This is a genomic window from Vibrio sp. 10N.222.47.A9 (genome assembly GCF_963872585.1).
Lineage (GTDB): Bacteria > Pseudomonadota > Gammaproteobacteria > Enterobacterales > Vibrionaceae > Vibrio > Vibrio splendidus.
Window position 1 is genome coordinate 1 of sequence record NZ_CAWNBB010000061.1, and the last position, 17,496, is coordinate 17,496.

Annotated in this window: 14 protein-coding genes and 1 pseudogene; 4 read left to right on the forward strand and 11 right to left on the reverse strand. The window is 43.4% G+C overall.

The window, feature by feature from the left end:
- Positions 1-642: 642 nt before the first annotated feature.
- The 5 genes from AACT19_RS20450 to AACT19_RS20470 form a co-directional block, all read right to left on the reverse strand.
- A complete protein-coding gene (locus tag AACT19_RS20450; RefSeq protein ID WP_017091814.1) occupies positions 643-2,088 on the reverse strand; it encodes a sugar porter family MFS transporter in 1,446 nt (481 codons plus the stop codon).
- Between the two features lie 42 nt (positions 2,089-2,130).
- Positions 2,131-2,787, reverse strand: coding sequence for a hypothetical protein (locus AACT19_RS20455; protein ID WP_076648504.1), 657 nt, complete (start codon positions 2,785-2,787; stop codon positions 2,131-2,133).
- Complete coding sequence (locus tag AACT19_RS20460) at positions 2,766-3,620, reverse strand: PfkB family carbohydrate kinase (protein ID WP_017091816.1); 855 nt, start codon at positions 3,618-3,620, stop codon at positions 2,766-2,768. The genes AACT19_RS20455 and AACT19_RS20460 overlap by 22 nt, the downstream gene beginning before the upstream one ends.
- Positions 3,621-3,638: 18 nt before the next feature.
- A complete protein-coding gene (gene fba, locus AACT19_RS20465; protein WP_004732628.1) occupies positions 3,639-4,691 on the reverse strand; it encodes a class II fructose-bisphosphate aldolase in 1,053 nt (350 codons plus the stop codon).
- A 226-nt stretch (positions 4,692-4,917) separates the two neighbouring features.
- Entirely contained in the window at positions 4,918-6,441 is a 1,524-nt protein-coding gene (locus AACT19_RS20470) for a glycoside hydrolase family 32 protein (protein WP_076648506.1), read from the reverse strand.
- 235 nt (positions 6,442-6,676) lie between these two features.
- Between AACT19_RS20470 and AACT19_RS20475 the strand changes: the two are divergent.
- Together AACT19_RS20475 and AACT19_RS20480 are read left to right on the forward strand one after the other, a co-directional pair.
- Positions 6,677-7,882 (forward strand): annotated as a pseudogene (locus tag AACT19_RS20475) (ROK family transcriptional regulator).
- 147 nt (positions 7,883-8,029) lie between these two features.
- Entirely contained in the window at positions 8,030-8,626 is a 597-nt protein-coding gene (locus AACT19_RS20480) for a tyrosine-type recombinase/integrase (protein WP_016792302.1), read from the forward strand.
- A 164-nt stretch (positions 8,627-8,790) separates the two neighbouring features.
- On the opposite strand, the gene AACT19_RS20485 is transcribed toward AACT19_RS20480, so the two are convergent.
- From AACT19_RS20485 to AACT19_RS20510, 6 genes are all read right to left on the reverse strand, one after another.
- Complete coding sequence (locus tag AACT19_RS20485) at positions 8,791-9,021, reverse strand: hypothetical protein (protein ID WP_004735670.1); 231 nt, start codon at positions 9,019-9,021, stop codon at positions 8,791-8,793.
- A complete protein-coding gene (gene gspS2, locus AACT19_RS20490) occupies positions 9,022-9,387 on the reverse strand; it encodes a type II secretion system pilot lipoprotein GspS-beta (RefSeq protein ID WP_016792304.1) in 366 nt (121 codons plus the stop codon).
- On the reverse strand, positions 9,344-10,480 hold the full coding sequence (locus AACT19_RS20495; RefSeq protein WP_017091818.1) for an alanine/ornithine racemase family PLP-dependent enzyme: 1,137 nt from the start codon (positions 10,478-10,480) through the stop codon (positions 9,344-9,346). The genes gspS2 and AACT19_RS20495 overlap by 44 nt, the downstream gene beginning before the upstream one ends.
- Positions 10,477-11,682, reverse strand: coding sequence for a DUF1611 domain-containing protein (locus AACT19_RS20500; RefSeq protein WP_004735673.1), 1,206 nt, complete (start codon positions 11,680-11,682; stop codon positions 10,477-10,479). The genes AACT19_RS20495 and AACT19_RS20500 overlap by 4 nt, the downstream gene beginning before the upstream one ends.
- A gap of 722 nt (positions 11,683-12,404) precedes the next feature.
- A complete protein-coding gene (locus AACT19_RS20505) occupies positions 12,405-12,812 on the reverse strand; it encodes an H-NS family histone-like protein (protein ID WP_076648508.1) in 408 nt (135 codons plus the stop codon).
- A 179-nt stretch (positions 12,813-12,991) separates the two neighbouring features.
- Entirely contained in the window at positions 12,992-13,588 is a 597-nt protein-coding gene (locus tag AACT19_RS20510) for a DUF2913 family protein (RefSeq protein ID WP_076648510.1), read from the reverse strand.
- A gap of 149 nt (positions 13,589-13,737) precedes the next feature.
- Between AACT19_RS20510 and traD the strand changes: the two genes are divergently transcribed.
- Together traD and mobF are read left to right on the forward strand one after the other, a co-directional pair.
- A complete protein-coding gene (gene traD / locus AACT19_RS20515) occupies positions 13,738-15,825 on the forward strand; it encodes a type IV conjugative transfer system coupling protein TraD (RefSeq protein WP_016799657.1) in 2,088 nt (695 codons plus the stop codon).
- A 300-nt stretch (positions 15,826-16,125) separates the two neighbouring features.
- On the forward strand, positions 16,126-17,496 hold a 1,371-nt coding region (mobF, locus tag AACT19_RS20520), incomplete at its 3' end, for a MobF family relaxase (RefSeq protein ID WP_131825231.1).

The window sequence follows — 17,496 nt, forward strand, 5'->3', positions numbered from 1 at the left end:
AATATACATCGCGTCAGATCGTCATGAAGTAGCGAAATTGGGTTTTGATTATCGTTGGACTTATGACTTTTTTAATACTGATCAGCCTTCAAATTCCATTAGTGTAGAGAAATTGCAAGACGTAGGGTCTAGCTTTCCCTTCGGGCGTTGGGCGGAATTAACATACAGATAGAATGAGACACAAGTGATCGTTCGTGAATCGAATACACAAAGCGATCTACATTCCCACACGTTAACAACAACGCACCACCATTCTTATAGTGGCGCGTTTCCATTACCATTTATTACTTGCGTACATCGCCTTGCTTAATATGACTTCGGCAGATTATGAGTTTGATCATTCTAAACTCACTTTTGTCCAGAGGCTTCATAGACCTGAAGTTTTACTCGTGGCACTTTTCTCAAAAAGTGCCAGCTAGCTCAGATCTGCCCCATTGTCAGTTAGTGTAAAAACTCATACATATCCTGTTGATGTGTATTTGCATTACCTATAGTTATCTATAAGAAGCTGCCTAGAGTGCTTCATTACATTTATAGTTACTAACTTTCTTAATTTACTTTTATATCCTTTGCTTACGGAAGAACAATTAAAAAGAGGCTCTACATGTAGAGCCTCTTTTCATATCAGTAATATATTGATCGTTATACTCGCTTTGGCTGAAGATCTTTTTCTTCAACTTCTTTTATGTCGAAGCGTTGCTTCAACTCTTTCTCGATGCTTTCTAAACTACGATTTGCCGTTTCAGGAAGAATTTTTACCGCAAACCAAATCTGACCAAGAAGGATAATCGCGAACATGATGAACAATGCCGATGTTCCAAATGATTCTCTAAAAGCTGGTGTAAATGAGTTCAAGATAACACCTTGAATCCAGATTGCTGCCGTTGTTATTGAGACCGCACGGCCACGGACTGAAGTTGGTAAAATCTCAGCTGAAATCGTGAACTTCAGAGGACCTAAACCTAGTGCTGTGAAGGCAACAAAGAACGCCATTAATCCAACAATCAACATCGGTGGAGTATCCGGTCTGTCGAAGAATATCGCTAGGCCGATAAGACAAACGAAACAACCAAGCGCAGAAGTTATCAGCATTTTTCTGCGGCCTACTTTATCAATGAATACCATTGAAAGTGAGGTGAAGATGACACTTACTAGACAAATCCAACCAAATCCGCCAAGTGCTGACCCCTGACTTCCCATAATTTCTTCTAGCATGACTGGACCGTAGTACATAACAACAGTCACACCAGACCATTCAGACCAGATTGCCAGTAGTACACCCGTCATCAAGCCAAAGCGCATTACAGGATTTTTGACTAATTGTTTGTACGATCCTGCTTTTTCAGAGCGAATTACCTGTCGACATTCAATGATAGCTTCTTCCGCTTCGCCTTTAGTTAGGAGCTTTTTAAGAATGTTAGCTGCTTCTCTCTCTCTCGATTTAGATATCAACCAACGAGGGGACTCTGGAAAAAATACGACCAAAGCAAGGAAGATGACTGCCGGCAGAAACTCAACAGAGAACATGCCACGCCAGTTTTCAGTAATAAAGAAGTGATCAAGGTAATGACCTGTGACAACGGCAGATTGGCTGTAATTAACAATGAGTGTGTTGGTAACAACCGAACACGTTAAACCGATAACGATGGCAACTTGAAATAGGTTGCTTAGTTTTCCTCTATGTCTTGCTGGAGAAACTTCTGCAATGTACATCGGGCAAACTACAGTTGCGATACCAATACCAAAGCCACCGATGATACGAGCCCAGATCAGTAAGTTGAATGAGTCTGCGTACATACAACCAAGCACCGATACGATAGCTAATAAAGCACCTAGCATCAGAGGTTTTTTACGCCCAGCATAGTCCGCAATAGGGCCAGCAATTATACTACCAAATAGGCAGCCAACGAGCGCTGAAGATACATACCAGCCCTGTTGTAAGGACGATAACTCGAACTGTTGTGTGATTTGTGTAATCGTACCGCCAATAACTATAGTGTCCATTCCAAATAGGAATCCACCAATCGTTGCCGCGGCGCAAATGAATGTCAAAAAGAACATTTTCTTATTACTTTCACTAAGAATCATTTGATCTCTCCATGAGAATTGTAGGGTACATGGGACGCTGTTCTAGTGCGTCTGGATTACGTAGTCTGCGTTTGATTCGTATTGTTTTATTTTTAACGCATTGACTAGATCCACGCGCTCGGTTTTATCGAGCGCCTCTTGTTTCGACTTTCCACCAGCCAGATGTCTTGATATTAATCGCTCTCTGAGTACTTCTTCACTTGCTGTGAGAAAGATCTTCAAGTCAATTAAATCACTGACTGGTCGCCAGTCTTCGTCGGTTGAGTAGATGTAATTGCCTTCGAGTAAAATAATTTGAGTGTCTGGCTCAATTAAAAAACCTTCAACAATTGGATCGTGTAACTCACGACAGTATTTCGGCCAGAAGAATGCGTCAGTGTTTGGCGTCACCGCTTTGGAAAGCAAATGTGCCAATGAGGTTACATCAAATGTTTCGATGCTACCTTTGACTGACGTCAGTCCTTTCTCTTTCAGTACCGAGTTGGGGTAGTGAAAGCCGTCCATTGGACACAGTTGGGCTTTAAACCCTAACTGTGACAGTCCAGATAGTAGGGATTCAGACAACGTTGATTTACCCGTCGCTGGTGCACCAGAGATACCGATGACAAGAATCTGTTTCCCAGACTCTTGGTAGGTGTTGGCGACCAGTTGAGGAACGCTTGCAATGTCATCACCCGTTAGCGAATATGTTTTAGCCATGATCTGGTTCCTAATTCGGTACATGATAATGCCGCTATGTGACTGGCTTTCTTTAGAGAGTCACGGAAATCTTGACTCTCTGAGTAGTAGTGACAAAAAGCTCCATGGAAAATATCCCCGGCACCTAGCGTATCGATAGCGTCAACTTTAGGTGCAGGGATTACCCCGCTACCTGACTCATCACTATAAAAAACACCTTTGTCGCCCAGCGTCATTGCCCACTTTTTGATCCCGTATTGGTCGCAAAGTGCCTGCATTTTATCTTTGTCACCATTGGTGAATTCCTCTGAAACAATAGGAATAGTACAGAGAGATAAAAACTGTTCGCTGTGCGATTTCCAAGTACCAGCGTCTAACACAATATCCCCAGTAAACTCAGCCAAAGCTTGCACGTTTGCGCTAACAAACGGATGCTCATATTGATCAAGTAATACGAGCTTTGCATTATCTAGCCACTTAGGGTCTAAACTCATCACCTTTTCGCAATCAGGCTGACTGGCGTTAACGATGAGCCTAGATGCAGTTTGCTTTGCAGAGATAATGTTCGATAGTGGTAGCTGGTATTCATCGTCTAAACTTAAATCCACAACCGAAATTTCGTGTTCATTAAGCTCTGCTGTCACTATCGATTTATAGAGGTGCTCTTTACCTAAACATGTCCAAAGGTGTACATCAGAGCCTAATGAGTTGCATGCAATGGCAGCATTGAGTGCAGACCCACCACCACCAATAAAATCAGCAATCGCATTCACCTTTTGATCAGGATCAGGCATCACTTCAACAAAGCTCATCAAATCAATCGTGCTTCTGCCTATAAATACACAATTTCCCATACGTAGAACTCCTTTGAATTACAGCTCACCGCTGGCGTAGCGTGCAGCCATATCATCCATAGAAATTGGTGTAATCTTGTCACCGTGACCAGCACAACCAAATCGTTCAAATCGGTTTAAACAAAGTGTCGTTAGTTCATCCATTCCTGCTAATAGGAACTTACGAGGATCAAACTCTTGCGGATTTTTCATCGCTAATTCTCGGAAGCGACCAGACATCGCCATACGGCAATCAGTATCGATATTTACCTTGCGAACACCATGTTTGATACCGCGCTCAATTTCTTCGATTGGCACACCATATGTTTGAGGCATTTCACCGCCATTCTCATTGATCATATCTTGAAGGTATTGAGGAACCGATGAAGCACCATGCATAACTAGGTGAGTCGTTGGGAGCTTCGAGTGAATTTCTTCGATTACGTTCATCGCTAAGATATCGCCATCAGGTTTGCGAGTGAACTTGTAAGCACCATGGCTTGTGCCACAAGCGATCGCTAATGCGTCAACCTTTGTTCTTTTAACAAAATCAACGGCTTGATCTGGGTCTGTTAGCAGCTGGCTCTTTTCAAGGATACCAACAGCACCAACGCCATCTTCAGCTTCAGCTTCACCGGTTTCTAAAGAGCCAATACAACCTAACTCACCTTCAACTGAAGCACCAACCCAGTGCGCTGATTGAGCGATACGAGAAGTAATATCTACATTGTAGTCGTAGCTGCTTGGTGTTGATGCATCACGCTCCAATGAGCCATCCATCATGACCGATGTAAAGCCGTGGCGAATTGCTGACAGACATGTTTCTTCGCTATTGCCATGATCTTGATGAAGAACGATTGGTGTTTTCGGGAACATTTCAGCAAGTGCACAAACCATCTTGTAAAGCATCACATCACCTGCGTAGCTTTTACGAGCATTGATACTCGCCTGTAGGATGACACCTGAATTACATTTTGCTGCAGCGCGAACAATGGCAAGTCCTTGCTCCATGTTGCTGATGTTGAAAGCTGGAACTGCATAACCATTTTCTGCTGCGTGATCCAGTAGTTGTCTTAGTGTAACGATAGCCATTTTCTTCTCCAATTGAGGTTTAATTGTTTCTTGCAATTAAATCTATTTCATTTAATTGCAGCTGGCAATTAAATGAAATGTAGAATGTGAAAAGGATCGTGTTTTTGTTTTGAGGATCGTTATTTGAGTTGGATAAAAAGGACTTTTTTTCATGGAATACTTTTTGAGGAACAAAAAAGCCCAGCAATAAGCTGGGCTAAAAAGAAGAAGGGGGAAGCTGAATCAGTTATTCGGCAACACTTTTCATACCGAATGTTTTTAGTGTCTCAATTCTAGCATTGCCGTTCTTAGCGTATACATAGAGACCTGCACTGTCTTCATCAGAGAAGATGTTATTGGTCATCACAGTACGACCTCCATCGGTAAAGACTTCCACAGAAATACTGTCCATAAAGATACGGATGTTTGCTCGATCTTTACTCGCACACTCTAGTGGGCATGTTCTACGTAAGGCTGAACGACTGCCCGATTGAGTACGATCAAAGGCCAGTTCGCCTTTCTTTAAATCCAACTCAATCAGTGTTTTCTGCTCACCTTTACTGCGAATTTCAAATACAATGCTATCACAGTCGCTTGCGGCTAGATCGATGTCAGCAATGATTTCACAGTGAACATTATCACCTGCTTCAAATGCGAATTTTTCACCATCGTTTAACTTGAGTTCAGTATGCCTTTTTGGTGAATGACGCAATTTTTCAACTTCTTGTACAGGTGTGAATTTCAGTTTTCCGTCATGACATAAAGATACTTCACGAGCCAGAGAGATGCTCCCATACCAACCAAGTTCACTGGTGTCGTAAGTTCCATCACACCATGGCATGAACGGCCATGAACCAATCCATGCTTGGATTAGAGTACGCCCATTTTCATCATCGAATACTTGTGGTGCATAGTAGTCAAAGCCCCAATCTGATGAGCCCATTGTTGACCAATGGAATTTGCCTGTTTGGTAATCAAGGTCACCAACAAGGTAGACCACCTGACGTTGCTGCATACCCATAGGTGAATACATGAGTACGTGCTTGTCACCCAATTTGAAAATATTTGGACACTCAAGCATTGTGCCTAATTCACCCATACTCTCTACACAGTACCCTACGAATTCCCAATCGGTTAAGTTTTCCGAGCGGTGTAGACATACTTTACCGAAACCGTTGGTCTCGTAGTTTGATGGGTTAATTAGATCGCTCACGCCATCTGTAACACCCGTCACCATGTACCATGACCCATCGTGTTTCCAAACCTTTGGATCGCGGAAGTCATGCAGGTTAATTCCCTCTGGCGGATCAGATAAGATTGGATTACCGTCGTACTTGTCAAAGTTAATGCCATCAGTCGATGTTGCCATGCATTGAACTTGGCGAGCTTGAGCACACCCAGTGTAGAAAAGTGTCATCACACCATCATTGTTCACAGCACTACCAGTAAAAATACCTCCGCCATCCCAGCCGTCATATTCTTCACTTGGTGCTAAAGCTTCTGGCAGTGTTTCCCAGTGAATGAGATCTTCGCTGACTGCGTGTCCCCAGTGCATGGTTCCCCACTTGCCAGTGAAAGGATGGTGTTGATAGAAAAGGTGATATTTACCCTGATATTGAATCAATCCATGCGGGTCATTAATCCAGCCTACCGGTGCTTGGTAATGGTAATGCTCACGCCAATGGTGCTGCTTAACCGTATCTTTATGCTCAGCGATGTATTCTTCAACTTGATCAATAATTGCCTGATGCTTCTTCTTATCGAATACCACAAGGACCTCCAATGTTATCGAAATATATTTAATTGCAACCTGCAATCAAATATATTTCATTTAATTGCAGCTAACAAATATAGTATGATGAACTTGAGATTGCGCTCACATAAGTAAAGTAGGCTCAATTTCTAACTATATGATTTTATTGAATCTTAACTTTTTCTATATATTGTGTAGATCCATTGGAACGTTATTGCAGATCAAATTGGTCGGGAGAACTATGAATAAGCCTATGAGAAGCGGACTAGGCGTTTCGTTAGATGATGTACAAAATCATAATAAGCGCGTCATTCTCAATGCACTTCACAATAGTGGTAGTTGCTCCAGAAAAGAGATCAGCCAATTGGTTGGACTTGACCAAGCGACGGTGACGAGAGCGATAAAACCTTTAATAGAACAAGGGCTTATTGTTGAAACGGGTGTGCGAAAAGCGGCACGTGGTCGAAGCTCTATCTATCTGGGGTTCAATACCCAACATCTACGAATTGTGTCCGTTCGAATACAGCGTACTAACTTCTCAATTGATACCTACGATCTCAATGGTGTTTCGCTAACCAACGTAGTCAAACCCATTAATACTGATAATAGCCCAGAAGAGCTGATCGAGTATTTGACTAAGCAAGTGAGTGATGTTTTAAAAGAGCAGGAATGTGATATTTTGGGGGTTGCAGTGGCGATGCCTGGTCCATTCTTAGAGCAAGATAATAAAATAATGCTGATGACTGACGCTAAAAATTGGCAAGATATTGATTTCATTTCCCACATGCGAAAACAATTTCCAGACTATCCAATTTATGCTGGCCATGATGTAAAACTGGCAGCACTCGCGGTTTGGCGCCAGCTATAAAGCACTTATGAAGCAAGCGTTTTACTGTATGTCTCTCTTGGGCAGGGTGTAGGTTCGGGCTTAGTGATTGAAGGGCAGGTTTATCACGGCAGTTTAGGTACTGCCGGGGAGATTGGCCACACATCGATCAATTTTCAAGGGCCGCAATGTAAGTGTGGCAATCTAGGTTGCCTTGAGCTGTATACCTCGACGACGGCTTTAGTGGAACGCTACAAGCAAGAGGCGTCATTAGTATCCGCGGACTTTGAAATGGTAGTTAATGCATTTCATGACAGAGAATCTACTGCGATAAACGCAGTTGATTACTTAGCTAAGTGCTTGGCATATGGCTTAGTGAATAACATTAACCAATTAAACCCTGATTTAGTGGTGATTGGTGATGAAATGACGCAATTAGGGGCTGATTTCTTAAGTCGTGTAAAGGAATACACATTTCGTTTATTACTTCCGGATCTAGCAAGCAATATCGAACTGGTTCTTGATGAGAGTGATGAAGATTTGGTTCATAAAGGTAACTATCACAACGTGATGTCAAATGAGCTACTTCTGCCTTTGGCACACTTAGGAATAAAGGCGTCTAAGAGCTGTTAATATGCAGTTATATATTAAGACTTTGCCATACGTTACATAATTCATTAGTTACTAAATTAGCAATGGCGCTAACTCACTTTTGTCCATTTCCTTCCAACTACAATCGTGATGACCAATCGTGATGACCAAATTAAAAAGGAGGTCATCATGGTAGTTTTCAACAAAACGAAACGAAGTGGCGTCAAAAAGCCTTTTCGGCTTGAGGAAATTTGGCGGATCAGAACCAGATTAGAAATTGAAAATAATTTGATGCAGCTTGCGTTGCTCAACTTAGCTATTGATAGCAAACTTAGAGCAAGTGATTTGCTCGTTCTCAGAGTTTGCGATGTATCTTCGCAAGATAGGATATTTAACCGCGTTAAGCATATCCAGCGCAAAACAGATATTGAAGTTCAATTTGAGATAACGACAAGAACTCAACAGAGTCTAATGAAATGGATTTTGATGGCTTCGCTACATGACAGCAATTTTATTTTCCCAAGCCAAAGGCGAAAGCAACAACCGATTAGCTATTCGTACTATCGATACTTAGTGAGGAGATGGGCTTCTAATCTGGGGTTGGATCCTAACTTGTATGGCACTCACTCGATGAGGCGAACAAAAGCGACGTTAGTCTACGCAAAAACGAAAAATATCCGAGCGGTGCAGCTACTACTTGGTCATACCAAGGTAGATAATACAATCCGCTATCTTGGGGTTGAATTAGAAGATGCATTGTTGCTTTCAGAAGGTACTGAGTGTTAATCGAAAAGGAACCTAAATACTTAGGTGTTTCAATTGCTATTACGCTGAAAGTTGTTACCCATTCACCGCTACACTTGATTATTTTCAATACGTTAAGTGCAAATACTACTAATCTGTCCAAGGTTTAGAGGACCTTGAACAGATTAGGTATACACAAGCTTAAATTAAACGTTGGAACGCGCGTTTTTCTTCTTTGATTTATAGGCTTTCATTGAAATTTTTAAAGCAAGCTGTTTTTGTTTAATTGAAATGAGTTGTCTAGTTACGACCTTATGGTGTAACTCTGTGATAAAGTTTTTTTCCCAAGGCGTAAGGCGGTCAAACCTCAATAAAATAGTGTCATTGAGTACATTGAACAACTCGTATTGGCTTTTATCCATTCGACTGCTAAGCATTCAATTAGAGCACTTAGCTAGAGAAATGACGTTAAGGCTTTCTACTTTCTCATTTTTTCCTAAGGTAATGATTCGATAAGATATCCCACTCTCTAATAGTGGTCTTATTTCGATGCTGTCACAAAAACTAACGGCGACTTTTTCTACTAAGCGGTCCATATTCAAAGTTTTCTTTTTTACGAAAACAAGAGTGACACTATCGCCTTCTGACTGTGCATTTACGAGTGTGATTGAGCCTAACTCTTGTGGAAGTTGGCTTGAAATAACTGTCGCTCTATAATCGGCAAGTCCATTAGATTTTATTGGGCTTATCTGACAACCGTTAAGCATGACACTGACGAAGAGAATTACAGTTGTTCGTAGCATTATGCGCTCCTTCTTCCTTTCTTCTCCATTTAGGTGGCTTAAAATATTTATGGATATAACGTGAAGACATAGAAGATAAGAGCGCACTGTAATCTAAACTGAATGTGATTTTTTCCCCTACAAATAGTGGTTTCTGTGAGGATTCAAGGACAAGATGATCACTGGTTGAAGACATGATCTTAATCCCATTCGGAGCCTTAAGCCCGCTGACACAAACATCTTGGCGGCCTAATGCTACAATAGCTTGTGAGACCTCCCCTCTATCTTGAAGGTTTTCTTTTTCACCAAAAGCATTTAACCCCCGACTCCCCCAAGGCAAAGTCGGTTTAGTCTTGGATTCAATCACTTCAGCGGTCAAAGAAACCGCATCCGTATGTAAGCCTTTGATATTTTCGTGCTCTAAAGGCTCACAGCCTAAAAAAATTGCTTCTCCTATACGAAGGTTATTGACTCGAGTTAAGCCTGTTCTCTGAAGAGCCCAGTTAACTGAAGCAGAATTACCCCCTGAAATAATTTCTAGACTGACCCCAAATGTAGCTTCAATTCCATCGGCAAGCTCAGAAAGAATACTCATATTTTGGTCATCTGGAGCGACACCATACCGACAGGCTAAATTCGTACCAATTCCTTTTATCGTGATGTTTGGTAAAGAAATAATCTCTCGGATAAAATCAATCACGCGATTTGGCATCACACCTTCTCTGAGATCGCCAAGCTCAACCATAATAATGATACCGTGACAGCAATTTTGTTGTTCCGCTGCATGTGAAAGCCTCTGAATCACTTCAACTTCAGAGTTTAAACTCATATCACTGTATTTTATTACGCTCGCCACTTGACTGAGCATGGGTGTACGTATCAGCATTTTAGGGATAGCAATGCCAGATTCAGTCATCTTTTGAAGATTTTCGATTCTTGAATCGGCTAACATTGTTGCGCCAGCATCAATAAGAACTTGTGCGATGATAGGGTGGCCGAGGAAGGCTTTTGTTACAGGCGTAACGGATATATTTTTCAGTGAGAGCTGAGAAATCAGGAACTGAGCGTTATGATGAACTTTCCCACAATCGATGTCTAACCTAGGGTAGTTCACCCTTTTTCGGCCAGTTTACTTGCTATTATAGGAAAGGCTGACGTTACGATGTGCAGTAGATGTTCAACAGGCTGTGACAAGACATCAGTAACCGGTAAACCAAATTCGGTAGTGTAAGTGTCTATCGCACAACGTGTTTCATCCAACGACATATCTTCATGATTCAGTGTTAGTCCAATAACATTGGTATTAGAAAACGTTTCGATAAGATTGATTTCTGAGGCAATCGAAGGCATTGGGCAATCAGGAAAATCACTACGATATAAACGTTTAGGGGCATGTTGCAGTATCACACCCGTTGGACAACTGCCACGTAAGATAAAAGCGCTGGTTGAAAACGCAGGGTGACTCAAGGCTCCTTGCCCTTCAATAATTATCAGATCCGGATTTTCTTTTTCATAGGCCTGTACAATGACAGATTCCAACTCACCGGCACAAAATTGTGAAGGGACAGCATCGAGTGCAACGCAGTATTGTGCGCCTTGCATAATACCTGTTTGACCAGTGGCAATCAGAACGACGTTAAGGCCTTTTTTAGTCAGTTCATTCGCCAATATTGTTGCTGTTGTTCGTTTTCCTAGCGCGCAATCCGTCCCCATTACAGCAATTCTCGGACATTTAACGTTGTGTATTTTCCCGCTAAACGTTTTCAGATCGCCTTTACTTTTGGGTTTGCGAGTATCGAATATTCGAACGTTATTCTTTAAACTGGCTTCTAAAAATAGAGGATCATCGGTTAGGAATTCATGTAAGCCATTTACGATGTTCATTCCTAGTGACATGGCATTTAAAATGATGCTTTTATCTAAGTCAGATAAAAAGCCGCTTGATGGCGCAATGCCAAAAATGAAGTAATCAGGAATGCTTTCTGCGTGAATGATAGCTTCTTCAGCATTAGCAAGGATAGGTATTCCATTGGCTTTGTTATCAAGAACTTCACCAGCATCTAAGCCAGCAGACTCACTATCAATAACCGATAGAATACGATAGCTTAACGAATGTCTCACTAACCCATTAGCGGTTTTACCATCAATTTTACCAAAATTACCTTCGCAATATATAATCGCAGAAGGGATGACAGGTTTTACTTTCTGAGCAAGTGGTAACCAAGGTGCAAAATGGGGTACGTCGTTGTTGATTTCTACATTTTCAATTCTAGTGAGTTTGAAGATGTTTCTTAACTTTTGAGTTGAAATGGACATAATTAAAGCCTGCGGTGAGGCTTAGGAGGGCAACTAAGGAGTGCCGAGATGCGAGTTCGGAAAAGAAAAGAAGTCCCCACTAAGCGGTAGGGATAACAACCAAGGTAACACACTCACCAGACTTTTGTTGGTTATTATTAATACGCTTTCTAAGTCTATCACTTTCAGGCTTCACCCATACTAACGTGACTGATTAGAGATCTAAGACTCATTGTTCAACGTCGCCGTAGCAACCTCTCAGCTTTAAGGTTTCAAGATACTTTTTCTAATATCAGTTAAGTGAATTAGAGTTTTGAGTTTAACTCGTTTTTGTCCAAAAACGTGTTTCAGATGATTGGCTTCAAGTGTGCTCACCAAGCGATTCTGCCGTATCTTAATTATCAAGTAACATGACGCTATAAGAGATGGCCTAAGAAACAGTCTTCAACATTCAGCCCTTAGAAATAAAGGGGTGGCGACTCACATTGGACTTTCCTCTGAAATAGGTACAGCCCCCCTATTCGTTGAAATGCTAGAAGCTCATTAATGGTATTTTATTCGTATTATGGTCATATTTCGGCGCTTTTTTTGGCGTCTCCGAGCCCTTTCATAAATACCGTCTCTGACTTCAGTAAGGTATCATTCTCGTCGAAATGTTGGGTCATTGTGGGCTTATCTCTCGTGATAAATAAGCCCAGCAGGCCTGGCTATGATAAGTAAGCCATTGTTTGAGTAAAAGGAAACTAGCGCTTAATCAAAAAATCATCAATGGATTGACCCGCATCTAATTTCGTTTGAATGGCCGCAGGTGTGCGACCTTGTCCTGTCCATGTTTTTTCAGTGCCGCTCTCATCAGTGTATTGGTATTTCGCGGGTCTTGGTTGACGAATTTTTTTTGTTTTTGGCTGTCCAGAGAGCGCGGCCAGTAAGTCCTCTACCCCTATTCCACTCTCTGACATTTGTTTTGCCATTTCAGCCACTTTGGCCTCTTTTTCTGCGCGCGCTTCACGTTCAACTTCTTCGCTTTCCTGGCGTTCCAGATACACGGTTGTTAATTTATCCAGTGCGTCTTCAAGCTGCTCAAAAGTTAATTCTCGAGAGAATGCTCGCAAAGTGCGAATGTTCAGTAACGTTTTAATCATTGGGTTCATGTTAAGCCTATTTATTGTTGAGTTTTTATATGACTAAGCGGCAGCATATATAATGCTTGTCGAAGTGTGTGTCAAAATTCATTTGAAAGTAGTGAGACTTTGTTAACTTAGTCTCATATAAAAGCTTAGATGGCATAGAGGGGGAGAAATAAAGAGGTCATTGTCCAACAACGCGCTTATCACTCACTTTTGGGGGAGGAAATGCGATGCAAGAGTAAGTGAATCACTTCATGATCATCCACATGCTCGATTTCTACGCGATAGACACCTTGGGCTTGCACGGCCTCAATCAGCGCTTTGAGGCGCGTCGTTTTGACAGTCATCACCAAGGGTTTGATTTGGTTATTGTCTTTATCAAACCCTTCTTCAATTTCTGACTGGGTCATGTACAAGATCTCCTCCTCGCTCGCTTTGTCGGGATGGTCGAGTTCGGAAGGAAACTGGTGCTGCTCATTGAGGTCTGTCAGCATGAGATAGAGTTCATCCGCCTGTGACAATCGAGCCTGATACTCAAGGTTCAGTTGATTGACCGTCCACAACTTTTGCTCAAGATTGCCTCTGGTTTGGCGACCAATAGTGAGCATGGTTTTTAGGTCGTTTTTGCACACAGAGAATTGAGCCTGCTTTACTTTCGGTTTGAGGTATTTCACCAAGAAGGCATTGCGTTTCTTGACCGTCCAAAACCCGCCTTGCTGACTCATAGTGCAATAGAGCGTCAGCAGTGAATAGGTAACCAGCTCATCCAGAGCTAGGTAGTGTTTTAAATTTTGACTCATCAAAGCGCTCTGTTTATCCAATCAGTCGCACAGTGTATCAAATCCCCAATGAAAATCATGGCGTAAGCGCGGCCTTTCCTTTGAATGGCAGTGAATACGTTCATTTCACCATTTTACCTTCAACGCCAACTCTTAAATAAGGAGCGACGATGCGTACCCGTAAGAAAAGTAACCATTTTACCCGAGGTGGCCAAGTCACCTTCCATTCCATTCGAATGTTCTTTCAAGTCAACAACACCCTCATCAAGTTCATTGGTTTTGGGATGTTATTGGCTACCCTCGCCCTGACACTGTGGCAAGCCCCGCGTCACGCCTTTTGGGGGGAGTTCTATTACTGGCGGAACATTTTATACGCTAAGTTCGGCAAACCATTAGACAGCTTGGTGACCACGGTTTGGGATGGTGAGCGCTACCAGTCCACGCTCGCGTCTCAGCTTGAAAATGTCGTGCTTCTCGATATTCACGCCGAGGTGTGGCGAAACTTCCAAGTCTATTACCTCATTTCGATGTTGGTCGGATTCTTCATCTTTTATCTGCTGCAGCGTTTTTTCAAAGAACAAGGCGAGAAACAGAGTGAAGACTTTCATGTGCGTGGTTTTCGCCTGGTTGAGCCACAAGTCTTAACCAAGATGCAAATTAAGCGCGCTAAAGTGAACCGTAAACGCGGTTATGGCGATGGCACCATTTCTAAATTTAAGATTGATGGCCATGCGCTGCTCAAACAATCGTTTGAGGTGCAACATCTGCTCATTGATGGCACCACGGGCGCGGGTAAATCAGTGATGATCCGCAAACTGGTGCGATGGATACGAGCGCGTGGCGACAAAGCCATCATTTACGACAAAGGGTGTGTGTTCACCAGTAAGTTTTATCGCCCTGAGACCGACGTCATATTGAATCCGTTTGATGCTCGATGCGCGAATTGGGACGTGTGGTGCGACGCGAAAGACGCCCCTGACTTTGAGAACATGGCGGCGGCCCTCATCCCACAACACGGCGATGGTGATCCGTTTTGGGTTGACTCAGCGCGCACCATTTTTTCATCCACCGCCTTTCGCATGAGCCAGGACAATAAACCCGCGACGACCGCACGCCTATTGAGTTTAATTTTGACCAGTGAGCTTGAAGCGTTGGGTAATTTTCTTGAAGGCACCGAGGCGGCCGCCCTGGCATCGAAGGACATCAAGAAAACCGCGATTTCCATCAAATCGGTGTTGGCCACCTACATGAAAAGCATGCGTTTTTTAGACGGTCTTGATGATGAGCATCGAGACCAAGCGCTGCAGAAGAAGTTTTCTATTACAGACTGGGTACAAGACGATAAGCAGAACGGTTTTTTGTTCTTATCGAGTAACGCGCAGCAGCATGCGTCACTTAGGCCGCTCATCTCCATGTGGTTGGCTATCGCGTCCAACGCCATTTTAGGATTAGAAGCCGATGAAGACCGCCGCATTTGGGTCTTGATGGATGAAATGCCCAGCCTTCACAAACTGCCAGAATTGGGGTCCATCATAGCCGAAGTGCGAAAATTTGGCGGGTGCTACTTAATTGGTATCCAATCGTACGCGCAGTTGGTGAAAACCTATGGCAAGAACGCCGCCGATGAGATGTTTGATTTGTTGAACACGCGCTTTTTCTTTCGTGCTCCTTCCGCACAAATGGCGCAAATCTCTTCCAAAGACTTGGGGGAGCAAGAAGTCGATATTTCTAAAGAAAACGTGTCGTACGGTGCGAACACGCTGCGTGATGGCGTGTCATTGGGCCATCAAACGGTCACAAGACCGGTGGTCTCACCGAGTGAGATCCAAGCTTTGGATGATTTGCAGTGTTACTTACGCACGCCAGGTGTCGATCTCATCACTAAACTGGATTTGGAGTTCGATGTCATGAAAGACATCTGCCCTTCTTTCAACAAACGTAGCGTGACATTGTCACAGCCTATGCAGGAGGCCTATGCCCAAGCCACCTACTACGAAAGCGTCGCACCGAGCCTTCACCTATCTAAAGAAGAGCAGCAACCCCTTCTCGACCTGCAACAAGCCAAGTTCGATTCAAAAGAAGAGATGCTCAACGAGGCAAGCCAAATGAAAGAAGCGATGCAAAGTGACACCGTGCAAGCGATGGTCGAGTCAAAGGCTCAAGACAATCACGAGTACCAGGAGCAAGCGCAACGCACCATTGAAGAGCAAGCCATCTCGCCGGAAATAGAGATGGAAGCGGGCGATATGGTTGAATAGCGCACCAAATAGTCGATAGCCACACAAGACAGAAATAGGTCATTGCATCCCAAGTCTATTAGATATTTTCATGTTACCGAGTTTGTCTAGATTCATCGTGTCAAAAAGTGCACTGACTCAATCTTAGTCACCACTAAACATTTAGTTATAGTGCACTAGAAACGTACATAGAGCCTTATCATCTCGAATCATCACTATTCAAAGCCTTGCAATGGCAAGGCTTTGTAATTCCGTCTCCCGTTATTACCACCGCTCAGTTTTGCTGCTAGCGGCGATTTGCGTTGCACAAGGAAAATACTCATGCTTTCTATTAGCCCATTGAAATCCGCTTCTGGCGCTGCCAAATATTACCTCAGCGAAGAAAAACCCAAAGACCTACCTGACGTCTCTTTAGAAAAAGACGTGGGCGATAACTATTACCTCAAGGAAAAAGGCCAGGGAGAAAACACCTTCTGGCATGGCAAGCTGGCCATCGAAGCGGGACTGGCGGGAAAGCCCGTAGAGCAAGCCACCCTAGAGTCGGTGCTCTCTGGCAACCTGGGTGGTGAAACCATTAAAGGGAAACGAAATGATCATAAATCGGGCTTCGACCTGACCTTTTCTGCACCTAAAACCGTCAGCGTTCTTGCGCTTGTAAGTGGCGACCATCGACTTATTGAAGCGCACAATAACGCAGTGAAGTTCTCCTTAACAGAACTAGAAAAAGACGTGGCACAATTCACTACCATCAACAAAGAGGGAGCACGCGAGTTTCACAACACCGACTCGATGATATTCGCAGTCGTGCGCCATAAGACCAGCCGTGAAAACGACCCACAGGTCCACTCTCACGCGCTAGCCGCTAACATGACGCGCGATCAAGAAGGAAAACTTCGCACGCTTGCATCCAGCCTAAAACAAAAAGGGGGCGTGATTAACGGGACTGGCGAGCGCATTTACAACTTCCAAAAATACTACGGTATCTTGTACCAGAGCCAATTGGCTAAAGATGCACAAGCACTCGGTTATTCCACGCGAGGCGTCGGCAACGGTCAGTTCGAAATCAGCAGTGTCCCTCAGCCTATTCTTGATGCGTCATCCACTCGCAAACAACAAATTGACCAACGCACACTCGATTTAGGCTTTGACTCTCGCGCGTCGAAAGACGTAGCAAACCTCGATACTCGTAAAAGCAAAACCTACCAGAGCAGTGACAGCCTCAACAAACAGTGGCAAAGCACCGTAAAAGAGCAAGGGTATGACCCCGCAGAGCTTGTCACCATGGCGCAACAAGTGAAAGAAGCGCAAAACACCCCACCACTTGGTGAAACCCAAGCCGCCATCAGCAGAGCCATTGACCATCTAGGGCAATACAGCACCGCGTTACACCTAGAAAAAATCATTGAACTCACCGCCTCAGAGTTCACCAAAGGCGGCGTGCAACTCAACGCCCTTGATATCAAAAAAGTCGCGGATGAAATGATTAAACAAGGCGACTTGATAGGACTCAGTCAAAAAGGGCAATACACCACCAAAGGCTTAATTGATAACGAGAAAGCGCTTATCGACAGCACCCAAGGTCGGGCGCATCACATGCGCACCCACGTTGAATCCAGCACGCTCAACAAGCTCGCTATCCCTGAAAACCAGCAGCGTATACTGACCGACCTGTACCACTCCACCAAACAGTTC